Below are 16,598 nucleotides of genomic sequence, written 5' to 3' on the forward strand. Positions count from 1 at the left end.
TATATTTTTTGTTGAGAGGATGCCTTCGGCATCCTCTCTTTTTTGCATGGCACCTTCGGTGTCATGTGGGTAGGGCTGCGCTGCGCGCAGCCTGTGGCTTATGGGGATCAGTTGTGAGGCCGCCGGGCTGAAGGTAGAAGTGTTCCCACAGCACGACCACCAAGTAAACAACAGCGGGTCCAGGGCCGCAGGCCCTCCGCCCAACCGGGACCGAAGGTCCCGGTTAAAAACTCCGCTAATATCTCCGCAAAAACATCTCCGCAAAAAACAAAACCCCGGAACAACAAGTCCCGGGGTTTAAAAAATATAGTGTACCTGGTTATTTCTCCTTCTCCAACGTTTCCAGCGCTTTCTTCACCACCGGATCCGTAGTATTAATAGTTTCATAGAACCCTTCCGTTCTGTACAGCTGTCGCGCCATCAAGGCTTTAATCCTCGACTTGATCTCCGCTTCATCCTTGGCACTGATCCTATCCAGCCCAGGAATGCTATCCGTTTTAGCAAACGTTTTGAAGTCATTATAAATAGCCGGTGTAGTCTGGAATTTATTCGTGAAGTCCTGTGCGTCCTTGTATTGCTTAAACTCTTCCTTGTGGCTGGTGAAATACTGGTAAGCAAAGTTGCTGAAGGTATTCCGGGTATAGATCGCCATCAGGGTGGTAGAGAAGCGGGAGGTGTCAAATGGCACAAAGATGTCCGGCGTAATACCACCGCCACCGTATACACGACGGCCACTGGCAGTTTTGTAAGGCACGGTGTCGGTTATACGAATACTGTCTTTATTCACCAGTTCGCCGTGGGTAAAGCGTTCGCTGATGTCATCGTCGTAAGCGGCGTGGCCGTTACCGTATGGTTTCTGGATACTGCGGTTAGATGGAATGTAATACCGAGCTACGGTGAGGCGTAAGGCACCGCCGTTATCGAGGTCATATTGTTCCTGTACCAGGCCTTTACCAAACGTACGGCGACCGATAATGGTACCGCGGTCCCAGTCCTGGATGGCACCTGCAACGATCTCACTGGCAGAAGCGGAGCCTTCATCCGTAAGGATGGCGAGAGCACCTTTTTCAAACATGCCCGGGCGTTTGGTCTTGAATTCCGCTTTCGGGAAATCTTTTCCTTTCGTATACACCAGCAGTTTAGGTTCATCCAGCAGCTCATCCAGGATGCGGGTGGCTGCGTCCATGAATCCGCCTGGGTTCTGGCGTACGTCGATGATGAGTTTTTGCATGCCGGCACGCTGTAATTTCCGCATGGCAGCCATAAACTCATCGTAGGTGGTAGCAGAAAATTTGCTGATTTTGATATAACCTATTGCCGGAGCTATCATGTAGCTGGCATCTACACTATATATTGGAATGATACCGCGTTTAATTTTGGCAGTGATTTGTTTGCCGTTACGCAGCAGGGTGGTGGTAACTTCCGAATCTTTCGGCCCGCGGAGCAGTTTGCGGATTTTTTCTGTAGTGATACCGTTGCCGGCAACGGTGCTATCGCCCACCTTCAGGATTTTATCTCCCGTTTGTAAACCAGCTGTTTCGGAAGGCCCGCCACTAATTACGGCTACCACATTAACCGTATCTGCCGTGATGTTAAACTCCACCCCAATACCTTCAAAGTTGCCTTCCAGGTCTTCGTTTACCTGCTGCAGCTGCGATGGCGGAATGTAAACGGAGTGTGGATCCAGGTGCAGCAGCATGCCTTCAATAGCTTCCTGCTGAAGATCATCGGTATTAATGGTGTCTACATATTTCATTTTAATGAGATCCAGTACTTCCTGGAGAGGACCTCTGTTGGCTTTGGCAAAGAAAATCGTATTACTACCCGTGTTGGAACCTGGCATTTTGTGGCCCAGAAACATTCCCAGCGCCAGCACCACTGCCATCATAATGGGTAAAAAAACATTCAGCTTCCTGTTAGACATATTTTGATAATTATCCCGCTAAATTTATGACCAATCTTACAACCTAAACTTCCAGCGCCCTATTTGTTTTTATGGAACGCTTTTGTTTAAATTGTGACAAAAATAGCATAATTCGGGTGCAAACTTTTACGATTCTTTAAATTGATAAATAAACGGACATGCCTGGAAAAATAAAGCTGATAGCTGACAGCGGATCTACAAAGGCTGAATGGGGTCTCCTGGGTGCAGCTGCCCCGGGACCTTATAAAACACAGGGCATTAGTCCTTACTTTCAAACAGTTGAACAAATTGTACAGATCTTCCGACAGGAACTCATCCCGCAATTACCTGCCGGTATACATATAGATGAAATTTATTTCTATGGTACAGGGTTATCACAGCCTAAAAATATCGCGGGGGTAACAGAAGCCCTCCGTATCGTTTGGCCCGATAGTCATATAGAGGTAGATCATGACCTGATGGGCGCTGCCAGGGCCTTATGTGGCCGTGGATCAGGCATTGCCAGTATCCTCGGTACCGGCTCCAACAGCTGTTATTATGATGGAAATGGGATTGTAAAGAACAATCCGGGCCTCGGATATGTACTTGGAGATGAAGGGAGTGGTGCTTATCTTGGCAGAAAGGTGCTGCAGTACTACCTGTATAACACCTTTGATGAAGAGCTGCGCATGCGTTTCGACGAGAAATACAATACCAATAAGGATGAAATCCTGGAGAATGTATACCGTAAGCCCCTGGCTAACCGATACCTGGCAGGGTTTGCGTCCTTCCTGTCGGAAAACCGCCAGCATTACATGGTAGAAAATATCCTGGAGGATGGGCTCAACGACTTCTTCTTTAATCATATATATAAGTACCGCGAGAGCTGGACCACCTCCCTGCACTTTGTTGGTGGGGTAGCCTGGAACTTCCGGGACATACTCAAGGAATTATGCGAACTGTATGAGCTGCCCATGGGCAGGGTCATGCGCACCCCTATGGAAGGGTTGATTGAATTTCATCATTAATTATATCTCAAACAACATATATGGCATTCGAAAAAGTTACTGAACAGGAATCTCACTACCATCACCTGGAAAAAATGAGCATACAGGAGTTGCTGATTAATATTAATAAAGAGGATCAGACAGTTCCCCTGGCAGTGGCAAAGGCCATTCCGCAAATCGAGAAGCTGGTAGCCGTGATTGCAGACAGAATGCTGGCCGGTGGCCGCCTGTTTTATATGGGTGCCGGCACCAGCGGCCGCCTCGGCATCGTCGACGCTTCTGAATGTCCGCCCACCTTCGGAGTACCACATGGGCTGGTAATCGGCATTATCGCCGGGGGCGATGCCGCCATCCGTAAGGCAGTGGAGTTTGCCGAAGATAATAAGGAACAGGGCTGGAAAGACCTCCAGGAATTTGGGGTAACAGATAAAGATGTAGTCATTGGCATCGCCGCCAGCGGTACCACGCCATACGTAATCGGGGCCCTGGAACAATGCCGCAAACATGGTATTACTACGGGCAGCATCAGCTGCAATCCGGAAACACCGATCTCCGCTGCGGCCGACTTCCCCGTGGAAGTAGTGGTAGGGCCCGAGTTTGTGACCGGCAGCACCCGCATGAAAAGCGGTACCGCACAAAAACTGGTACTCAATATGATCTCCACTTCCGTGATGATACAGCTCGGAAGGGTAGAAGATAATAAAATGGTGAATATGCAGCTCAGCAATGAAAAGCTGGTGGACCGTGGCGTGAAAATGCTCATGCAGCAGCTGTCACTCACCGATTATGATGAGGCTCAACGGTTACTGCTGAAGGCCGGCAGCGTCAAAAAAGCCGTGGAAGCCTACGAAAAGGCCTGATTATTCTGAGATTTGTTTCAATAACCTGCTATGCACGACATCGAACCTTACTATAACTGGCGCCACCTGTATGCGGCGGAAGAGGATGAACTCTCTCCCTTCTATGGCCGGGAATACAGCGAGTTCGAGTATTCTAATACCGTATATAACTATTACGTACATCCGCAATGGGACGAGTTTGGGTCCCGGAACCTCTATATGAAGGTATTGTATGCCGACTATCAGTTCGGCTTTGCCATCATAGAGTTGCTGGGAGAGTGGAATGATACCCTGGATAATGATATTATGACCCTTAAGCGGGAGGTAATCGATCTCATGATTGCCGAAGGAATCCGGAAATTTATACTGATCGCCGAAAATGTAATGAACTTTCATTCCTCCGATGACTGCTATTACGAAGAGTGGTGGGACGACATAAAAGACGACGGAGGTTGGATTGTAGCCCTCAATATGCCGGTGCAGACCAGGCAGGAATTCGAGAAAGCACGCCTTTACAATTATGTGCATTTATTGGAGGATGAAAAGTGGCGAACATACCAACCAGTTCACTTGTTTAATATGATCGATAACGTCATGCTGAAACGGCTGGAATAACGTTTACTGATAAATATCATTTGGTTTTAATTTTTCCTGCGTTAAATTTGCCCGACATTTCAACAACTTATTTTAATACTAGGAAGCTTAGATTTTTTTACTTATGAAGTGGTCACAGTTCTTTAATACCTCTATCGGTAAAAAGTTATTGGTAGGCGCTACCGGCTTTTTTCTTTGCAGTTTCGTACTCGTGCACTTAGCCGGAAACCTGCAGCTGTTGTACAAAGACGGAGGTAAGGCTTTTAACACTTACGCTCAGTTTATGGGTCACAACAGCCTGATTCAGTTCCTCGCATGGGGCTTGAAAATTGTGATCGTATTGCATGCATTTGTTGCACTGCAGCTCACTATCAGCAACCGCGCTGCCCGCCCGGTTAAATATCAGGTTAATCCTGGTAACCAGACTTCCTCCTGGTTCAGCCGCCAGATGGCGATCATGGGAAGCATCCTCTTAATCTTCATCGTTGTGCACCTCGCACAGTTGTGGGCTCCATTCCACTATTCCGACATGCCTACTCAATCCTATGAAGGCGTTTCCGAGCCGATTAAAGATCTGTACAGCGTAACTTACGCACTCTTTCAAAATCCGCTGTGGGTAGTACTTTACGTAGTTGGTATGGCTGCATTGTCCTTCCACCTGATCCATGGTTTTAAAAGTGCCTTCCAGACTTTCGGCTTAAACCATTCCAAATACAACGGATTGATCAATTTCATTGGTCTGTGGCTCTTCGGTATCGCCATCCCGGTAGCATTCGCTGCTATTCCCGTTGTAATTTATTTAAACAAATAATTCTGAAAAGTTAGGATATATGTTGAACGCAAAAATTCCTGCAGGCCCATTAAATACAAAATGGGAAGATTATAAAGGACATTGTAAGCTGGTAAACCCTGCCAATAAACGTAATCTTGAAATTATAGTTATTGGAACTGGTTTGGCTGGTGCTTCAGCAGCGGCTTCATTAGGTGAATTGGGATACAAGGTTAAAGCATTCTGCTTTCAGGATAGCCCACGCCGTGCACACAGTATTGCTGCGCAGGGTGGTATCAATGCTGCTAAAAACTACCAAAATGATGGTGACTCCGTTTACCGTCTGTTTTATGATACTGTAAAGGGTGGTGACTACCGTGCCCGCGAAGCCAACGTACACCGTCTGGCAGAAGTGAGTGGTAACATCATCGACCAATGCGTGGCACAAGGTGTTCCTTTCGCCCGCGAATACGGTGGTCTGCTCTCCAACCGTTCTTTCGGTGGTACGCAGGTACAACGTACTTTCTATGCTGCGGGTCAAACCGGTCAGCAGCTGCTCCTCGGTGCTTACTCTGCACTGGAGCGCCAGGTAGCGCTGGGTAACGTTACCATGTACTCCCGCCACGAAATGCTCGACATCGTTAAAATCGACGGCAAAGCACGTGGTATCATCGCCCGTAACCTCATTACAGGCCAGCTGGAACGCCACTTCGGACATGCAGTACTGATCTGCTCCGGTGGTTACGGTAACGTATTCTTCCTCTCTACCAACGCGATGGGTTCCAACGTAACCGCTGCCTGGAAAGCAACCCAGAACGGCGCTTACTTCGCTAACCCTTGCTTCACACAAATTCACCCTACCTGTATCCCGGTTTCCGGCGATCACCAGTCAAAACTGACCCTCATGTCAGAATCACTGCGTAACGACGGTCGTATCTGGGTACCAAAGAAAAAAGACGATAACCGCAAAGCAAGCGATATCCCTGAAGAGGAAAGAGATTACTACCTGGAACGCCGTTACCCTGCATTCGGTAACCTCGTACCACGCGACGTGGCCTCCCGCGCTGCTAAGGAAAGATGCGACGCCGGTTACGGTGTGGGTACTTCCAAACAGGCAGTATACCTCGATTTCGCCGCAGCCATCGAACGTTACGGCAGCATCGAAGCCAACAAACGCCAGATGCACGGTGTATCCAAAGAAGAAATCATTAAACTGGGTAAAGAAGTAGTTGCCGAAAAATATGGTAACCTCTTCGATATGTACGCAAAAATCACCGGCGAAAATCCTTACGAAACGCCAATGCGTATCTACCCTGCTGTTCACTATACCATGGGTGGCCTCTGGGTAGACTATGAACTGCAAACTACCGTTCCTGGTCTGTACTCCCTCGGTGAAGCCAACTTCTCCGACCACGGTGCTAACCGCCTCGGCGCCTCCGCACTCATGCAGGGCCTCGCAGATGGTTACTTCGTACTCCCTTATACCATCGGTAACTACCTGGCAGACGAAATCCGCGTAAAGGCAATCCCTACCGATCACCCTGCCTTCGCAGAAGCAGAAAGCAAAGTGCGCGACAGAATCGCCAAACTGATGAGCATTAAAGGAACTAAGTCTGTTGACTTCTTCCACAAAAAGCTCGGTAAAATCATGTGGGATAAATGCGGTATGGCCCGTAACGAACAAGGTCTGAAAGAAGCCATCGAAGAAATCAAAGCTTTACGCGCTGAATTCTATAAAGACGTTCGTATCCCTGGTGATGAAAATGAATTCAACCCTGAACTGGAAAAAGCTGGCCGCGTGGCCGACTTCCTCGAACTGGGTGAACTCATGTGTATCGATGCACTGAACCGTCGCGAATCATGTGGTGGCCACTTCCGTGAAGAATCACAAACAGAGGAAGGGGAAGCTAAACGTGACGACGAAAACTTCAGCTACGTAGCAGCGTGGGAATACAAAGGCCCAAGCGATTACGTATTGCATAAAGAAGAACTGGTGTTCGAAGAAGTGAAACCGACTCAACGTAGCTACAAATAAGGGTATTGGCCGCAAGGCCAGGTTTAATAATCAAATAATTGTCCAAGCATATGGAACATTATAACATGAACCTCACACTTAAAGTGTGGAGGCAGAAAAACAAAAACGATCAGGGTAGATTTGAAACACTGCAGGCTAAAAACATTTCTTCTGAAATGTCTTTCCTGGAAATGTTCGACGTAGTGAATGAAGAACTGATCAACGAAGGAAAAGAACCAATCGCTTTCGATCACGACTGCCGCGAAGGTATCTGCGGTATGTGCTCTATGCATATCAATGGTCGCGCTCACGGTCCCTGGGATGGTACTACTACCTGCCAGCTGCACATGCGCGCCTTCAAAGACGGTGATACCATCACTGTTGAACCATGGAGAGCCGGTGCATTCCCTGTACTGAAAGACCTGACTGTCGACCGTAGCGCTTTCGATCGTATCATCGAAGCAGGTGGATATGTTTCCGTAAACACCGGTAACGCCCAGGACGCCAACAACATTCCGGTTGAAAAGCATAAAGCAGACCTGGCTTTCGCTGCTGCTGCCTGTATTGGTTGCGGTGCCTGCGTAGCTGCCTGCAAAAACTCTTCTGCAATGCTGTTTGTATCTGCAAAAGTTTCTCAGCTCGCACTGTTACCACAAGGCCAGCCTGAAAAAAGAACCCGTGCACTCAACATGGTGGCGCAGATGGATAAAGAAGGTTTCGGTAGCTGTACCAACACTGGTGCCTGCGAAGCTGAATGTCCTAAAGAAATCTCTCTCACTAACATCGCCCGCCTGAACCGCGAGTTCATCAACGCCGGCTTTACTACTGAGAAGTAATATTAACTTGACTGATGCAATATATGTCCTCTCCACTTTCGTGGGGAGGACTTTTTTTATAGCCGACAGACTTACATAAGCACCCGCCGCGCGCAGCGCGGCTCCTCCCCGGATGACACCGAAGGTGTCATCCCTACTACCACTCATACAGCAAATACCAATTATCCCCCAAAAATTTACTATCATGTGTTCCACGAAATGAAATGAAACCTTATGTCTGAATCTCGCAGAAAATTTATCAAACACCTGGGGAGTACCGCGGCACTGCTGGGTGTAGCACCATTGGCAGCCCTCGCCAGTGAACAGGAAAAAGTAACTTTATTAGAGCCGGAAAAACGTATATCCGCCAATGATAAAATCCGCGTGGCTTGCATTGGTATGGGAATCATGGGTTTTGGAGATGTTAAGTGCGCCCTTAAAGCGCCCGGCGTGGAGTTCGTAGCTGCCGCCGATCTCTATGATGGCCACCTTACCCGGGTAAAAGAAGTGTTCGGAAACCAGGTGTTCACCACACGCGATTACCGCGAAATCCTGCAGCGCAAAGATGTGGATGCGGTGATTGTAGCTACGCCCGACTTCTGGCACGACACCATTTCGATCGATGCTATGCAGGCAGGAAAAGCCGTGTATTGCGAAAAACCAATGGTACAACACATCGATGAAGGCCATCAGGTAATAGCTGCCCAAAAACGCACAAATGCGGTATTCCAGGTGGGAAGCCAGCGTGTAAGCAGTATCGCGCTGAAAGAGGCTAAAAAACGCTACGAAGCAGGCGAAATAGGCCAGTTGAATATCGTTGAAGCTGTAATGGACCGCCATAGCGCACTCGGCGCCTGGCAGTATTCCATTCCGCCGGATGCGTCCCCTAAAACGGTTGACTTCGACCGCTATTTAAAAGATACCGCTAAGATGCCGTATGACGCCAACAGATTCTGGCGCTGGCGCAATTATCAGGCTTATGGTACCGGTATTCCAGGCGATTTATTCGTACACCTGATTTCAGGTATGCACTTTATTACCGGCTCTCTCGGTCCTGAGCGTGTATACGCTACCGGTAACCTGGTGCAGTGGAAAGATGGCAGAGATGTGCCAGACGTAGTAGTGGCTATTTTTGATTATCCGGCTACCGCTACCACAGCTGCGTTCCAGATGACGCTCCGTGTCAACTTCGCGGATGGTGGCGGCGGAAGTGAATACACCCGCCTGATTGGTACCGACGGAGTGATGGAGCTGGAAGGAAACTCCTTTAAAATCAAGAAACACAAATTACCGGAAGCACCAGGCTATGGTGGTTGGGATACTTTTAATACCTTCTCAGAAGTCACCCAGAAAGCTTATGTACAGGAATACCAGAAAAAATACGGCACTGCCGCTGCGCAGGCACAAAGAAGTGCAACTTCCTACGCTGCTCCGGCGGGCTATGATGAAAGACTGGATCACTTCATTAACTTCTTTGACAGTGTGCGTACCGGTAAACCGGTGGTGGAAGATGCTTCCTTTGGCCTCCGTGCCGCAGGCCCAGCCTTGCTTTCCAACGAAAGCTATTTCGGTAAAAAACTTATTCACTGGGATCCGGTAGCAATGAAAATTGTATAGGAGTATTTCCTTAATTTTAGCTGCATCGAAAAATTAGCAGCATGTCACAGGAAATACTTACCCCACCGTCGGTAGAGAAAATTGCCAAAGAACTCTCTATCCACGGCCATACCCGTACAGATCATTATTACTGGCTCAATAACCGCGAGGATCAAAAAGTAATTGATTACCTCAAAGCGGAAAATAACTATCTCGAAGCTGTTCTCGCACCTGAAAAGGAGTTGCGGGAACAGCTTTTTGCTGAAATGAAAGGCCGTATCAAAGAAACCGATATGGGGGTGCCCTATCGTAAAAACGGCTACTACTATTATTCCCGGTTCGAACAAGGCAAGGAATACCCGATCTACTGTCGTAAAAAGGGCAGTCTGGACAATCCGGAAGAGATAGTACTGGATGTGAACATCCTCGCAGCAGGACATAACTATTGCCAGGTGAGCGGCCTGGCTATCAGTCCGGATGCGCGACTGCTGGCCTACGGCATTGATACGGTTAGTCGGAGAAAGTATACCCTGCGAATCAAGGACCTCTCTACCGGCGAATTGCTACCGGATGAAATCAAAGATACTGATGCCTCATATACCTGGGCTGCGGACAATCTAACGTTATTCTATACAAGAAAGGATCCCGAAACATTGCGTTCCGATAAAGTAATGCGTCATACCCTGGGCGTTGCGGAGGATGTAATGGTTTTTTATGAGGGAGATGAAACCTTCAACGTAGGCGTAAGTAAAACGAAATCGGGCAAATACATCGTCATAGATAGTGACAGCACACAAACCGGCGAATGCAGGATTTTAGCTGCCGATGATCCTAATGGCACCTTCCGGGTTTTTCATCCCCGCACCAGAGATATGCTGTATAGTATTGATCACCGCGATGATAAATTTTATATCATCACTAACTGGAAGGCACTCAATTTCCGGCTTATGACTGCCAGTCTGGAAAGCTCATCCAGGGAAGAGTGGGAGGAGCTGATACCACACCGCGCAGATGTATTGCTGGAAGAGTTGGAGCTGTTCAACGACTTCATGGTTTTAAATGAGCGTTCCAACGGACTTAACCGCATCCGTGTTATTCACCGCGCAGGTGGAAAGGATGAGTACCTGCAGTTTACGGAGCCTGCCTATACCGTTTATACCGGCGCTAATCCGGAAATGGATAGTCATGTATTGCGTTACGGATATGTATCCATGGTTACACCTTCGTCTGTATATGATTATGATATGCTTACCGGTGAGCAGCAGTTAATGCGTCAGCAGGAAGTGCTGGGTGGATATAACGCTGATGAGTATACGTCGGAGCGACTAATGGTGCCGGTTACAGACGGTACACTGGTGCCTGTATCGCTGGTATATCGTAAAGATTTTGTGAAAGATGGTACACAACCATTGTTGCTGTACGCATATGGCTCATATGGACATAGCATGGACGTGCATTTCAGCTCTACCATGTTAACGTTGCTGAATCGTGGCTTTGCTTATGCCATTGCACATATCCGCGGCGGAGAGGACATGGGACGGCAGTGGTATGAAGATGGCAAGATGTTTAAGAAGAAAAATACTTTCACCGATTTTATTGATTGCGGGGAGTATTTGGTTAGGGAGAGATATACTTCCGCTAAGCAACTATATGCCATGGGAGGCAGCGCTGGCGGCCTGTTAATGGGGGCTATTATCAATATGCGACCTGACCTCTGGAACGGGGTGGTGGCGCAGGTGCCGTTTGTAGATGTGGTGACTACCATGTTGGATGAAACGATACCGTTAACTACCGGCGAATTTGATGAGTGGGGTAATCCTAAGAACAAGGAATCGTATGACTATATGTTATCCTATTCACCATATGATAATGTGGAGGCAAAGGGTTATCCCAACCTGCTGGTAACAACGGGTTTGCATGACTCACAAGTGCAATATTGGGAGCCGGCCAAGTGGGTGGCTAAGTTACGCGAGCTAAAAACGGATAACAATCTGTTGCTGCTGCATACCGATATGGAAACAGGGCATGGGGGTGCTAGTGGAAGGTTTGAAGCATTAAAGGAAAAAGCGATGGAATATGCGTTTTTACTGAAGATAAGTGGGAAGGAAAAGCTGGGCTAACTTTATTAGTATTTTCATTTTGATAAATCCCTTATCAATGCTGTGTGATCCAGTACTGTTAAGGGTTTTGTTTTAAAATATTTCGGCTAAATTTTTTGGTAAACAAAATTAGGTAACCTAACTTAGCTGTATCATATAAAAAGATTAAAACTGCATTTTTCTAAGTGCTAAAATTCCAACCTGGATGCGGCTTAACATCCAGGTTATTTTTCTCTCCACTCTAAGACTTCATTTTACCCTCAGGTAAAATCACCCACAACTACCAGGGTGATTAATTGGTAGTGTTTAAATTTATCTTTTTATATGAAAGTCTGCAAATTCAATTGTATCAATGGCTGGGTATTTACGCCCTATCGAAAGATTCGCGGTGTAAGTTCTTCCCATCAGTGCTCCAAATATGATTGGATAAAAATTACTTTTTGGAATGCCTCCTGCTGGGTATAAAAACGGTTGCACCATTAAGATGCAACCGTTCCTGGGAATCATTTTCAAAAGACTTGATTCAGGCACGTCCATTGATGATATACTTCAGCATTCGCTACTTCAGTTTCTCCGCATCAATCTTTGCTGACGTTACCGTCTTCCCGAAAAAAATCTCCGCCATCTGATCAAATATGCCTGGATCATCAGTTGTATAAAACGTTTGTTGCCCGTTTTTACTCAGGCGCTGTTCCATCTCCGGATGCCGGTGTAAGTAGTCTTTAAGACTACGTGCCACCAGCTTGCCCTGGCCAAGCACCGTAATGCCAGACGGCACATGTTGCCTGATCTTACGCAGCAGCAAAGGGTAGTGGGTACAGGCTAATACCAGCGTATCAATATTGGTGGATTGCGAGAGGATTTTGTCGAGGTATTCTTTTACAAAATAGTCCGCCCCGTCAGCTTCGTGCTCATTGTTTTCTATCAGCGGCACCCACATCGGGCAAGCCTGCTGAAATACTTTTACGGCCGGAAAAAACTTCGCTATTTCTATTGGGTACGACTGCGATGATACGGTACCGTTAGTGGCTAATATACCTACTTCTCCCGACTGGGTAATGGAACCAACCATTTCCGTTGTAGGCCGTATAACACCCAACACCCTGTTGTCAGGTGCAATGCGGGGAAGATCCTTTTGTTGAATGGTACGTAATGCCTTTGCAGAAGCTGTATTGCAGGCCAGTACCACCAGCGGACATCCCATGTCGAACAATCGCTGTACACATTGCAGCGTGTAGGTGTGAATGGTATCAAAGCCGCGGTTGCCATAAGGTGCGCGCGCATTATCACCAAGATAGATATAATCGTACTGCGGCAGCTCCGTTACAATTTCTTTAAGTACGGTGAGTCCGCCATAGCCGGAATCAAAAACTCCGATAGGCCCCATAATGAGTAATTTTTTTGCTATTAGTCTTTTTGCATCAGGCCTGATCCGGTCAGATCATAAATTTTCTGAATTTCGTGAAGTACTCCTTCAAAGTCGATTTGCAGATCTTTCAGCATACCATTTTTTAAATCATATACCCAGCCATGTACGGTTGGATAACCTTTGGCAGTATACATTTTCTGTACGGCGGCAGTCTTGATGATGTTAATACATTGCTCCTGTACATTGAGTTCTACGAGGCGGTTGTAGCGATCATGTTCATCTGGGATGGCGTTGAGTTCATCCATATGCAGGCGGTATACGTCCCTGATATTGCGCAACCATGGATTAAGGATACCCAGGTCTTTAGGCTGCATGGCAGCTTTCACACCTCCGCAGTTGTAATGGCCGCACACCACAATATGCTTCACTTCCAGGTGTACTACGGCGTAGTTAATAACAGCCATAACGTTGAGGTCGGTATTGGGTACCAGGTTAGCAATGTTGCGATGTACAAATACTTCACCTGCTTCCAGACCCATAATCTCATTGGTAGGTACACGGCTGTCGCTACAACCAATATAGAGGTACTTCGGAGATTGGGAGTCAGCCATTTTTTCGAAGAAATCGCTTTCAGTAGCAGTTTTAGAAGCTACCCATTTTCTGTTGTTCTCAAAAACCTGATTGTAATCAGTCATAGCGCTAGTATTTTATGCGCTAAAGATACAGCAGGAATGGCTTTCAGTGAGCAAAAATTCCTTTAACTAACAGTTCTTTAATTCTATTTCTTCGGCCAATTGATCCAGGAACAGGCTCTTGGGACTAAGTACCTGTTCATCTCCATAAATATATTTAATGGCCAGCTCAATTATGCCATACCCCATCAAACAACACAGTAAATAAGCTATGTGATGCCATGCAAGAATAGCCCCCATGATTATGATGCTTTGTAAGAGCTGGGCATAATAACGGATACGCTGGTGTTTAACAGGGGTGGTTGTATGGACTTCATTCGGATGGGACGCGTTGTATGAAATAATCCTTTGGATTACTATTGCCGCATCATCCGCGGACAGTGCAGATTGCTGAATGATTGTTACCTGTGGTTGTCCGGCTGCTAACTGCTAGTTGATGCCATGATCTTCAGTAAAGTAATTAAGTGATGTCGTGCTGTATGGCATAGAAAGGTCTTATCAGTGTTTACAATTGATTTCTTTCCATCTTCCTCGCAAGCAGTACTGCCTTGGCTGCAATAAGCTTCATTTCCTCTGCTTGTGCCTGTATGTATGCTTGTTTTATCTTCTTTCTATTTCCGCTGCCTAAAAAGATTCTCCATACGGTATAACTGCATATTATTCCAATACCTGTCTTAACCGACAGCCAAGTCGTTAAATCAAACACATAAAAAAAAGTAATCAGCAGACACATCAGTAAAAATATAATAATCTCTGTTGTGTAAAAATGGAAAAATCCAGGTTTTTCAATGGACTTAACATCTTCAGCAATGAATCTGATGATTTCCGGGGATATTCCAGGAACAAGCTTCTTTTCAATTATGCTCTCGGGAGTTTCTCCCTTTGAAAGCAATAAACTGATATCCTGTACAAATGATAAATAATTCATAGGGTAAATAGGCTTTATTTTATTTATTCTAATATATAAAAAATTAATTAACATATAGGTATATGCTTGCCGGGCACCTATATTACTAATACACCGTTAACTTGGAATCCCCGGTATATATTCGTAACTTTGCGGCTTCAAAATTTACTAAGCTAGCATGATCAGTGTTAAAAACGTAACGCTCTCTTTCGGTAAGAGAGTATTGTTTGACGAAGTAAACCTCAATTTCACGAAAGGGAACTGCTATGGTGTTATTGGGGCTAACGGAGCAGGAAAGTCTACTTTCCTGAAAATCCTGTCCGGAGAGATCGAGCCGAACAAAGGCACCGTGGAGATTACTCCCGGCGAGCGCATGAGCGTACTGAAGCAGAACCACTTTGAATTCGATGAAGTTACGGTACTGAATGCAGTATTAATGGGCAACAAGAAGCTCTGGGAAATTGCCAAAGAGCGTGATGAAATATATGCCAAAGAAGACTTCACCGAAGAGGATGGTATCCGTGCAGGTGAACTCGAAGGTGAATATGGTGAAATGGGCGGCTATACCGCAGAGAGCGATGCCGGCGTACTGCTGGGCGACCTCGGCGTGAAAGAAGACCTTCACAACGTCCTCATGAAGGATGTGGCCGGTAATATCAAAGTACGTGTCCTCATCGCACAGGCACTGTTCGGTAATCCGGACATTCTCCTGCTCGATGAGCCTACGAATGACCTCGACGTGGAAACAATCGGATGGCTGGAAAACTTCCTGGCCGACTACGAAAACATCGTGATCGTAGTATCCCACGACCGTCACTTCCTCGATGCCGTTTGTACCCACGTAGCCGACGTAGACCGCGCGAAAATCCAGATCTTCTCCGGTAACTACTCCTTCTGGTACGAATCATCCCAGCTGATGGCCCGCCAGATTGCAGATAAGAACAAGAAGATGGAAGATAAGCGTAAAGACCTCATGGACTTCATCGCCCGATTCTCTGCGAACGCTTCAAAGTCCAAACAGGCTACTTCACGTAAGAAAGCACTCGAAAAACTGGTGATTGAAGATATCCAGCCTTCGAACCGTAAATATCCAGGTATCATCTTCAAACAACAGCGCGAAGTTGGTAACCAGATCCTTAATGTAGAGAAACTCGATAAGTCCGTAGATGGCCGTAAACTGTTTACTGATGTTACTTTCTCTGTTAATAAAGGAGATAAAATCGCCTTCATGTCTAAGGACCATACGGCGCTCACCACCTTCTTCCAGGTGATTAACAACGAACTGCCAGCCGATGGCGGTAAATTTGAATGGGGTACTACCGTTACCACTGCTTACCTGCCAAACGATAATGCTGAATACTTTACCAATAAAGAAGTGAATCTGATGGATTGGCTGCGTCAATACGTGCCTGCGCATGTAACAGATGTAGATGAGCCTTTCCTGCGCGGATTTCTTGGTAAAATGCTGTTTGGCGGTGATGAAATTATGAAGAAAACCTCCGTACTCTCCGGTGGTGAAAAAGTACGTTGCATGATCAGCCGTATGATGCTCCAGGACCCTAACGTTGTAATTCTCGATGAGCCTACCAACCACCTGGACCTGGAATCTATCCAGTCATTCAACGAAAGCATGATGAACTATAAAGGCATTGTGCTGTTTACCACGCATGACCATGCCTTCATGCAGTCCGTAGCTAACCGAATCATTGAACTGACGCCTAAAGGTATTATCGACAGAATGATGTCATTCGACGAATACCTGGCAGATGATCGCGTGAAAGCACTCCGTGCTGAAATGTACGATATGCCTGTATTAGCATAATAATGCCGCCATATGCAGTGCATATGGCCCAACATATGCAAAACCCGGGGTTTTGCAGCAAAAAGCTAAAAAAAGAGAAGAGGGCGTCTCAAAAATACCTGAGACGCCCTCTTTCCTTTTTAAGTATATATCTCACATTATGAGAGTTTTTCTCTCATTTTGATTTATTGGA

Annotated in this window: 13 protein-coding genes; 9 read left to right on the forward strand and 4 right to left on the reverse strand. The window is 46.6% G+C overall.

What is annotated here, in order from left to right:
• Nucleotides 1-319: 319 nt before the first annotated feature.
• Entirely contained in the window at nucleotides 320-1,924 is a 1,605-nt protein-coding gene (locus tag BUB18_RS18100) for a S41 family peptidase (protein WP_073083782.1), read from the reverse strand.
• Between the two features lie 158 nt (nucleotides 1,925-2,082).
• Here BUB18_RS18100 and BUB18_RS18105 point away from each other — a divergent pair, with 158 nt between their 5' ends.
• From BUB18_RS18105 to BUB18_RS18140, 8 genes are all read left to right on the forward strand, one after another.
• Entirely contained in the window at nucleotides 2,083-2,931 is an 849-nt protein-coding gene (locus BUB18_RS18105) for an N-acetylglucosamine kinase (RefSeq protein WP_073083784.1), read from the forward strand.
• A gap of 20 nt (nucleotides 2,932-2,951) precedes the next feature.
• A complete protein-coding gene (murQ, locus tag BUB18_RS18110) occupies nucleotides 2,952-3,770 on the forward strand; it encodes an N-acetylmuramic acid 6-phosphate etherase (protein WP_073083786.1) in 819 nt (272 codons plus the stop codon).
• A 30-nt stretch (nucleotides 3,771-3,800) separates the two neighbouring features.
• Complete coding sequence (locus BUB18_RS18115) at nucleotides 3,801-4,364, forward strand: hypothetical protein (RefSeq protein WP_073083787.1); 564 nt, start codon at nucleotides 3,801-3,803, stop codon at nucleotides 4,362-4,364.
• Between the two features lie 103 nt (nucleotides 4,365-4,467).
• The gene (locus BUB18_RS18120) at nucleotides 4,468-5,154 is read left to right on the forward strand and encodes a succinate dehydrogenase cytochrome b subunit (protein ID WP_073083789.1); all 687 of its coding nucleotides are present in this window, start codon (nucleotides 4,468-4,470) and stop codon (nucleotides 5,152-5,154) included.
• 19 nt (nucleotides 5,155-5,173) lie between these two features.
• On the forward strand, nucleotides 5,174-7,147 hold the full coding sequence (locus tag BUB18_RS18125; RefSeq protein WP_073083791.1) for a fumarate reductase/succinate dehydrogenase flavoprotein subunit: 1,974 nt from the start codon (nucleotides 5,174-5,176) through the stop codon (nucleotides 7,145-7,147).
• A gap of 50 nt (nucleotides 7,148-7,197) precedes the next feature.
• The gene (locus BUB18_RS18130) at nucleotides 7,198-7,962 is read left to right on the forward strand and encodes a succinate dehydrogenase/fumarate reductase iron-sulfur subunit (RefSeq protein WP_073083793.1); all 765 of its coding nucleotides are present in this window, start codon (nucleotides 7,198-7,200) and stop codon (nucleotides 7,960-7,962) included.
• A gap of 213 nt (nucleotides 7,963-8,175) precedes the next feature.
• Nucleotides 8,176-9,558: a Gfo/Idh/MocA family protein gene (locus tag BUB18_RS18135; RefSeq protein WP_073083795.1), complete on the forward strand. Its 1,383-nt coding sequence runs from the start codon at nucleotides 8,176-8,178 to the stop codon at nucleotides 9,556-9,558.
• 41 nt (nucleotides 9,559-9,599) lie between these two features.
• On the forward strand, nucleotides 9,600-11,657 hold the full coding sequence (locus tag BUB18_RS18140; RefSeq protein WP_073083796.1) for a S9 family peptidase: 2,058 nt from the start codon (nucleotides 9,600-9,602) through the stop codon (nucleotides 11,655-11,657).
• A 538-nt stretch (nucleotides 11,658-12,195) separates the two neighbouring features.
• Here the strand turns inward: BUB18_RS18140 and murI are convergent.
• From murI to BUB18_RS18155, 3 genes are all read right to left on the reverse strand, one after another.
• Nucleotides 12,196-13,023, reverse strand: coding sequence for a glutamate racemase (murI, locus tag BUB18_RS18145; RefSeq protein WP_073083798.1), 828 nt, complete (start codon nucleotides 13,021-13,023; stop codon nucleotides 12,196-12,198).
• 20 nt (nucleotides 13,024-13,043) lie between these two features.
• Nucleotides 13,044-13,700, reverse strand: a complete 657-nt coding sequence (locus tag BUB18_RS18150; RefSeq protein WP_073083800.1) for a carbonic anhydrase — start codon at nucleotides 13,698-13,700, stop codon at nucleotides 13,044-13,046.
• A 502-nt stretch (nucleotides 13,701-14,202) separates the two neighbouring features.
• On the reverse strand, nucleotides 14,203-14,625 hold the full coding sequence (locus tag BUB18_RS18155; RefSeq protein WP_143159989.1) for a hypothetical protein: 423 nt from the start codon (nucleotides 14,623-14,625) through the stop codon (nucleotides 14,203-14,205).
• 157 nt (nucleotides 14,626-14,782) lie between these two features.
• Between BUB18_RS18155 and BUB18_RS18160 the strand changes: the two genes are divergently transcribed.
• On the forward strand, nucleotides 14,783-16,426 hold the full coding sequence (locus BUB18_RS18160; protein WP_073083804.1) for an ABC-F family ATP-binding cassette domain-containing protein: 1,644 nt from the start codon (nucleotides 14,783-14,785) through the stop codon (nucleotides 16,424-16,426).
• The last annotated feature ends 172 nt before the right edge of the window (nucleotides 16,427-16,598 follow it).

It is taken from the genome of Chitinophaga jiangningensis, assembly GCF_900142605.1.
GTDB classification, from domain to species: Bacteria; Bacteroidota; Bacteroidia; order Chitinophagales; family Chitinophagaceae; genus Chitinophaga; species Chitinophaga jiangningensis.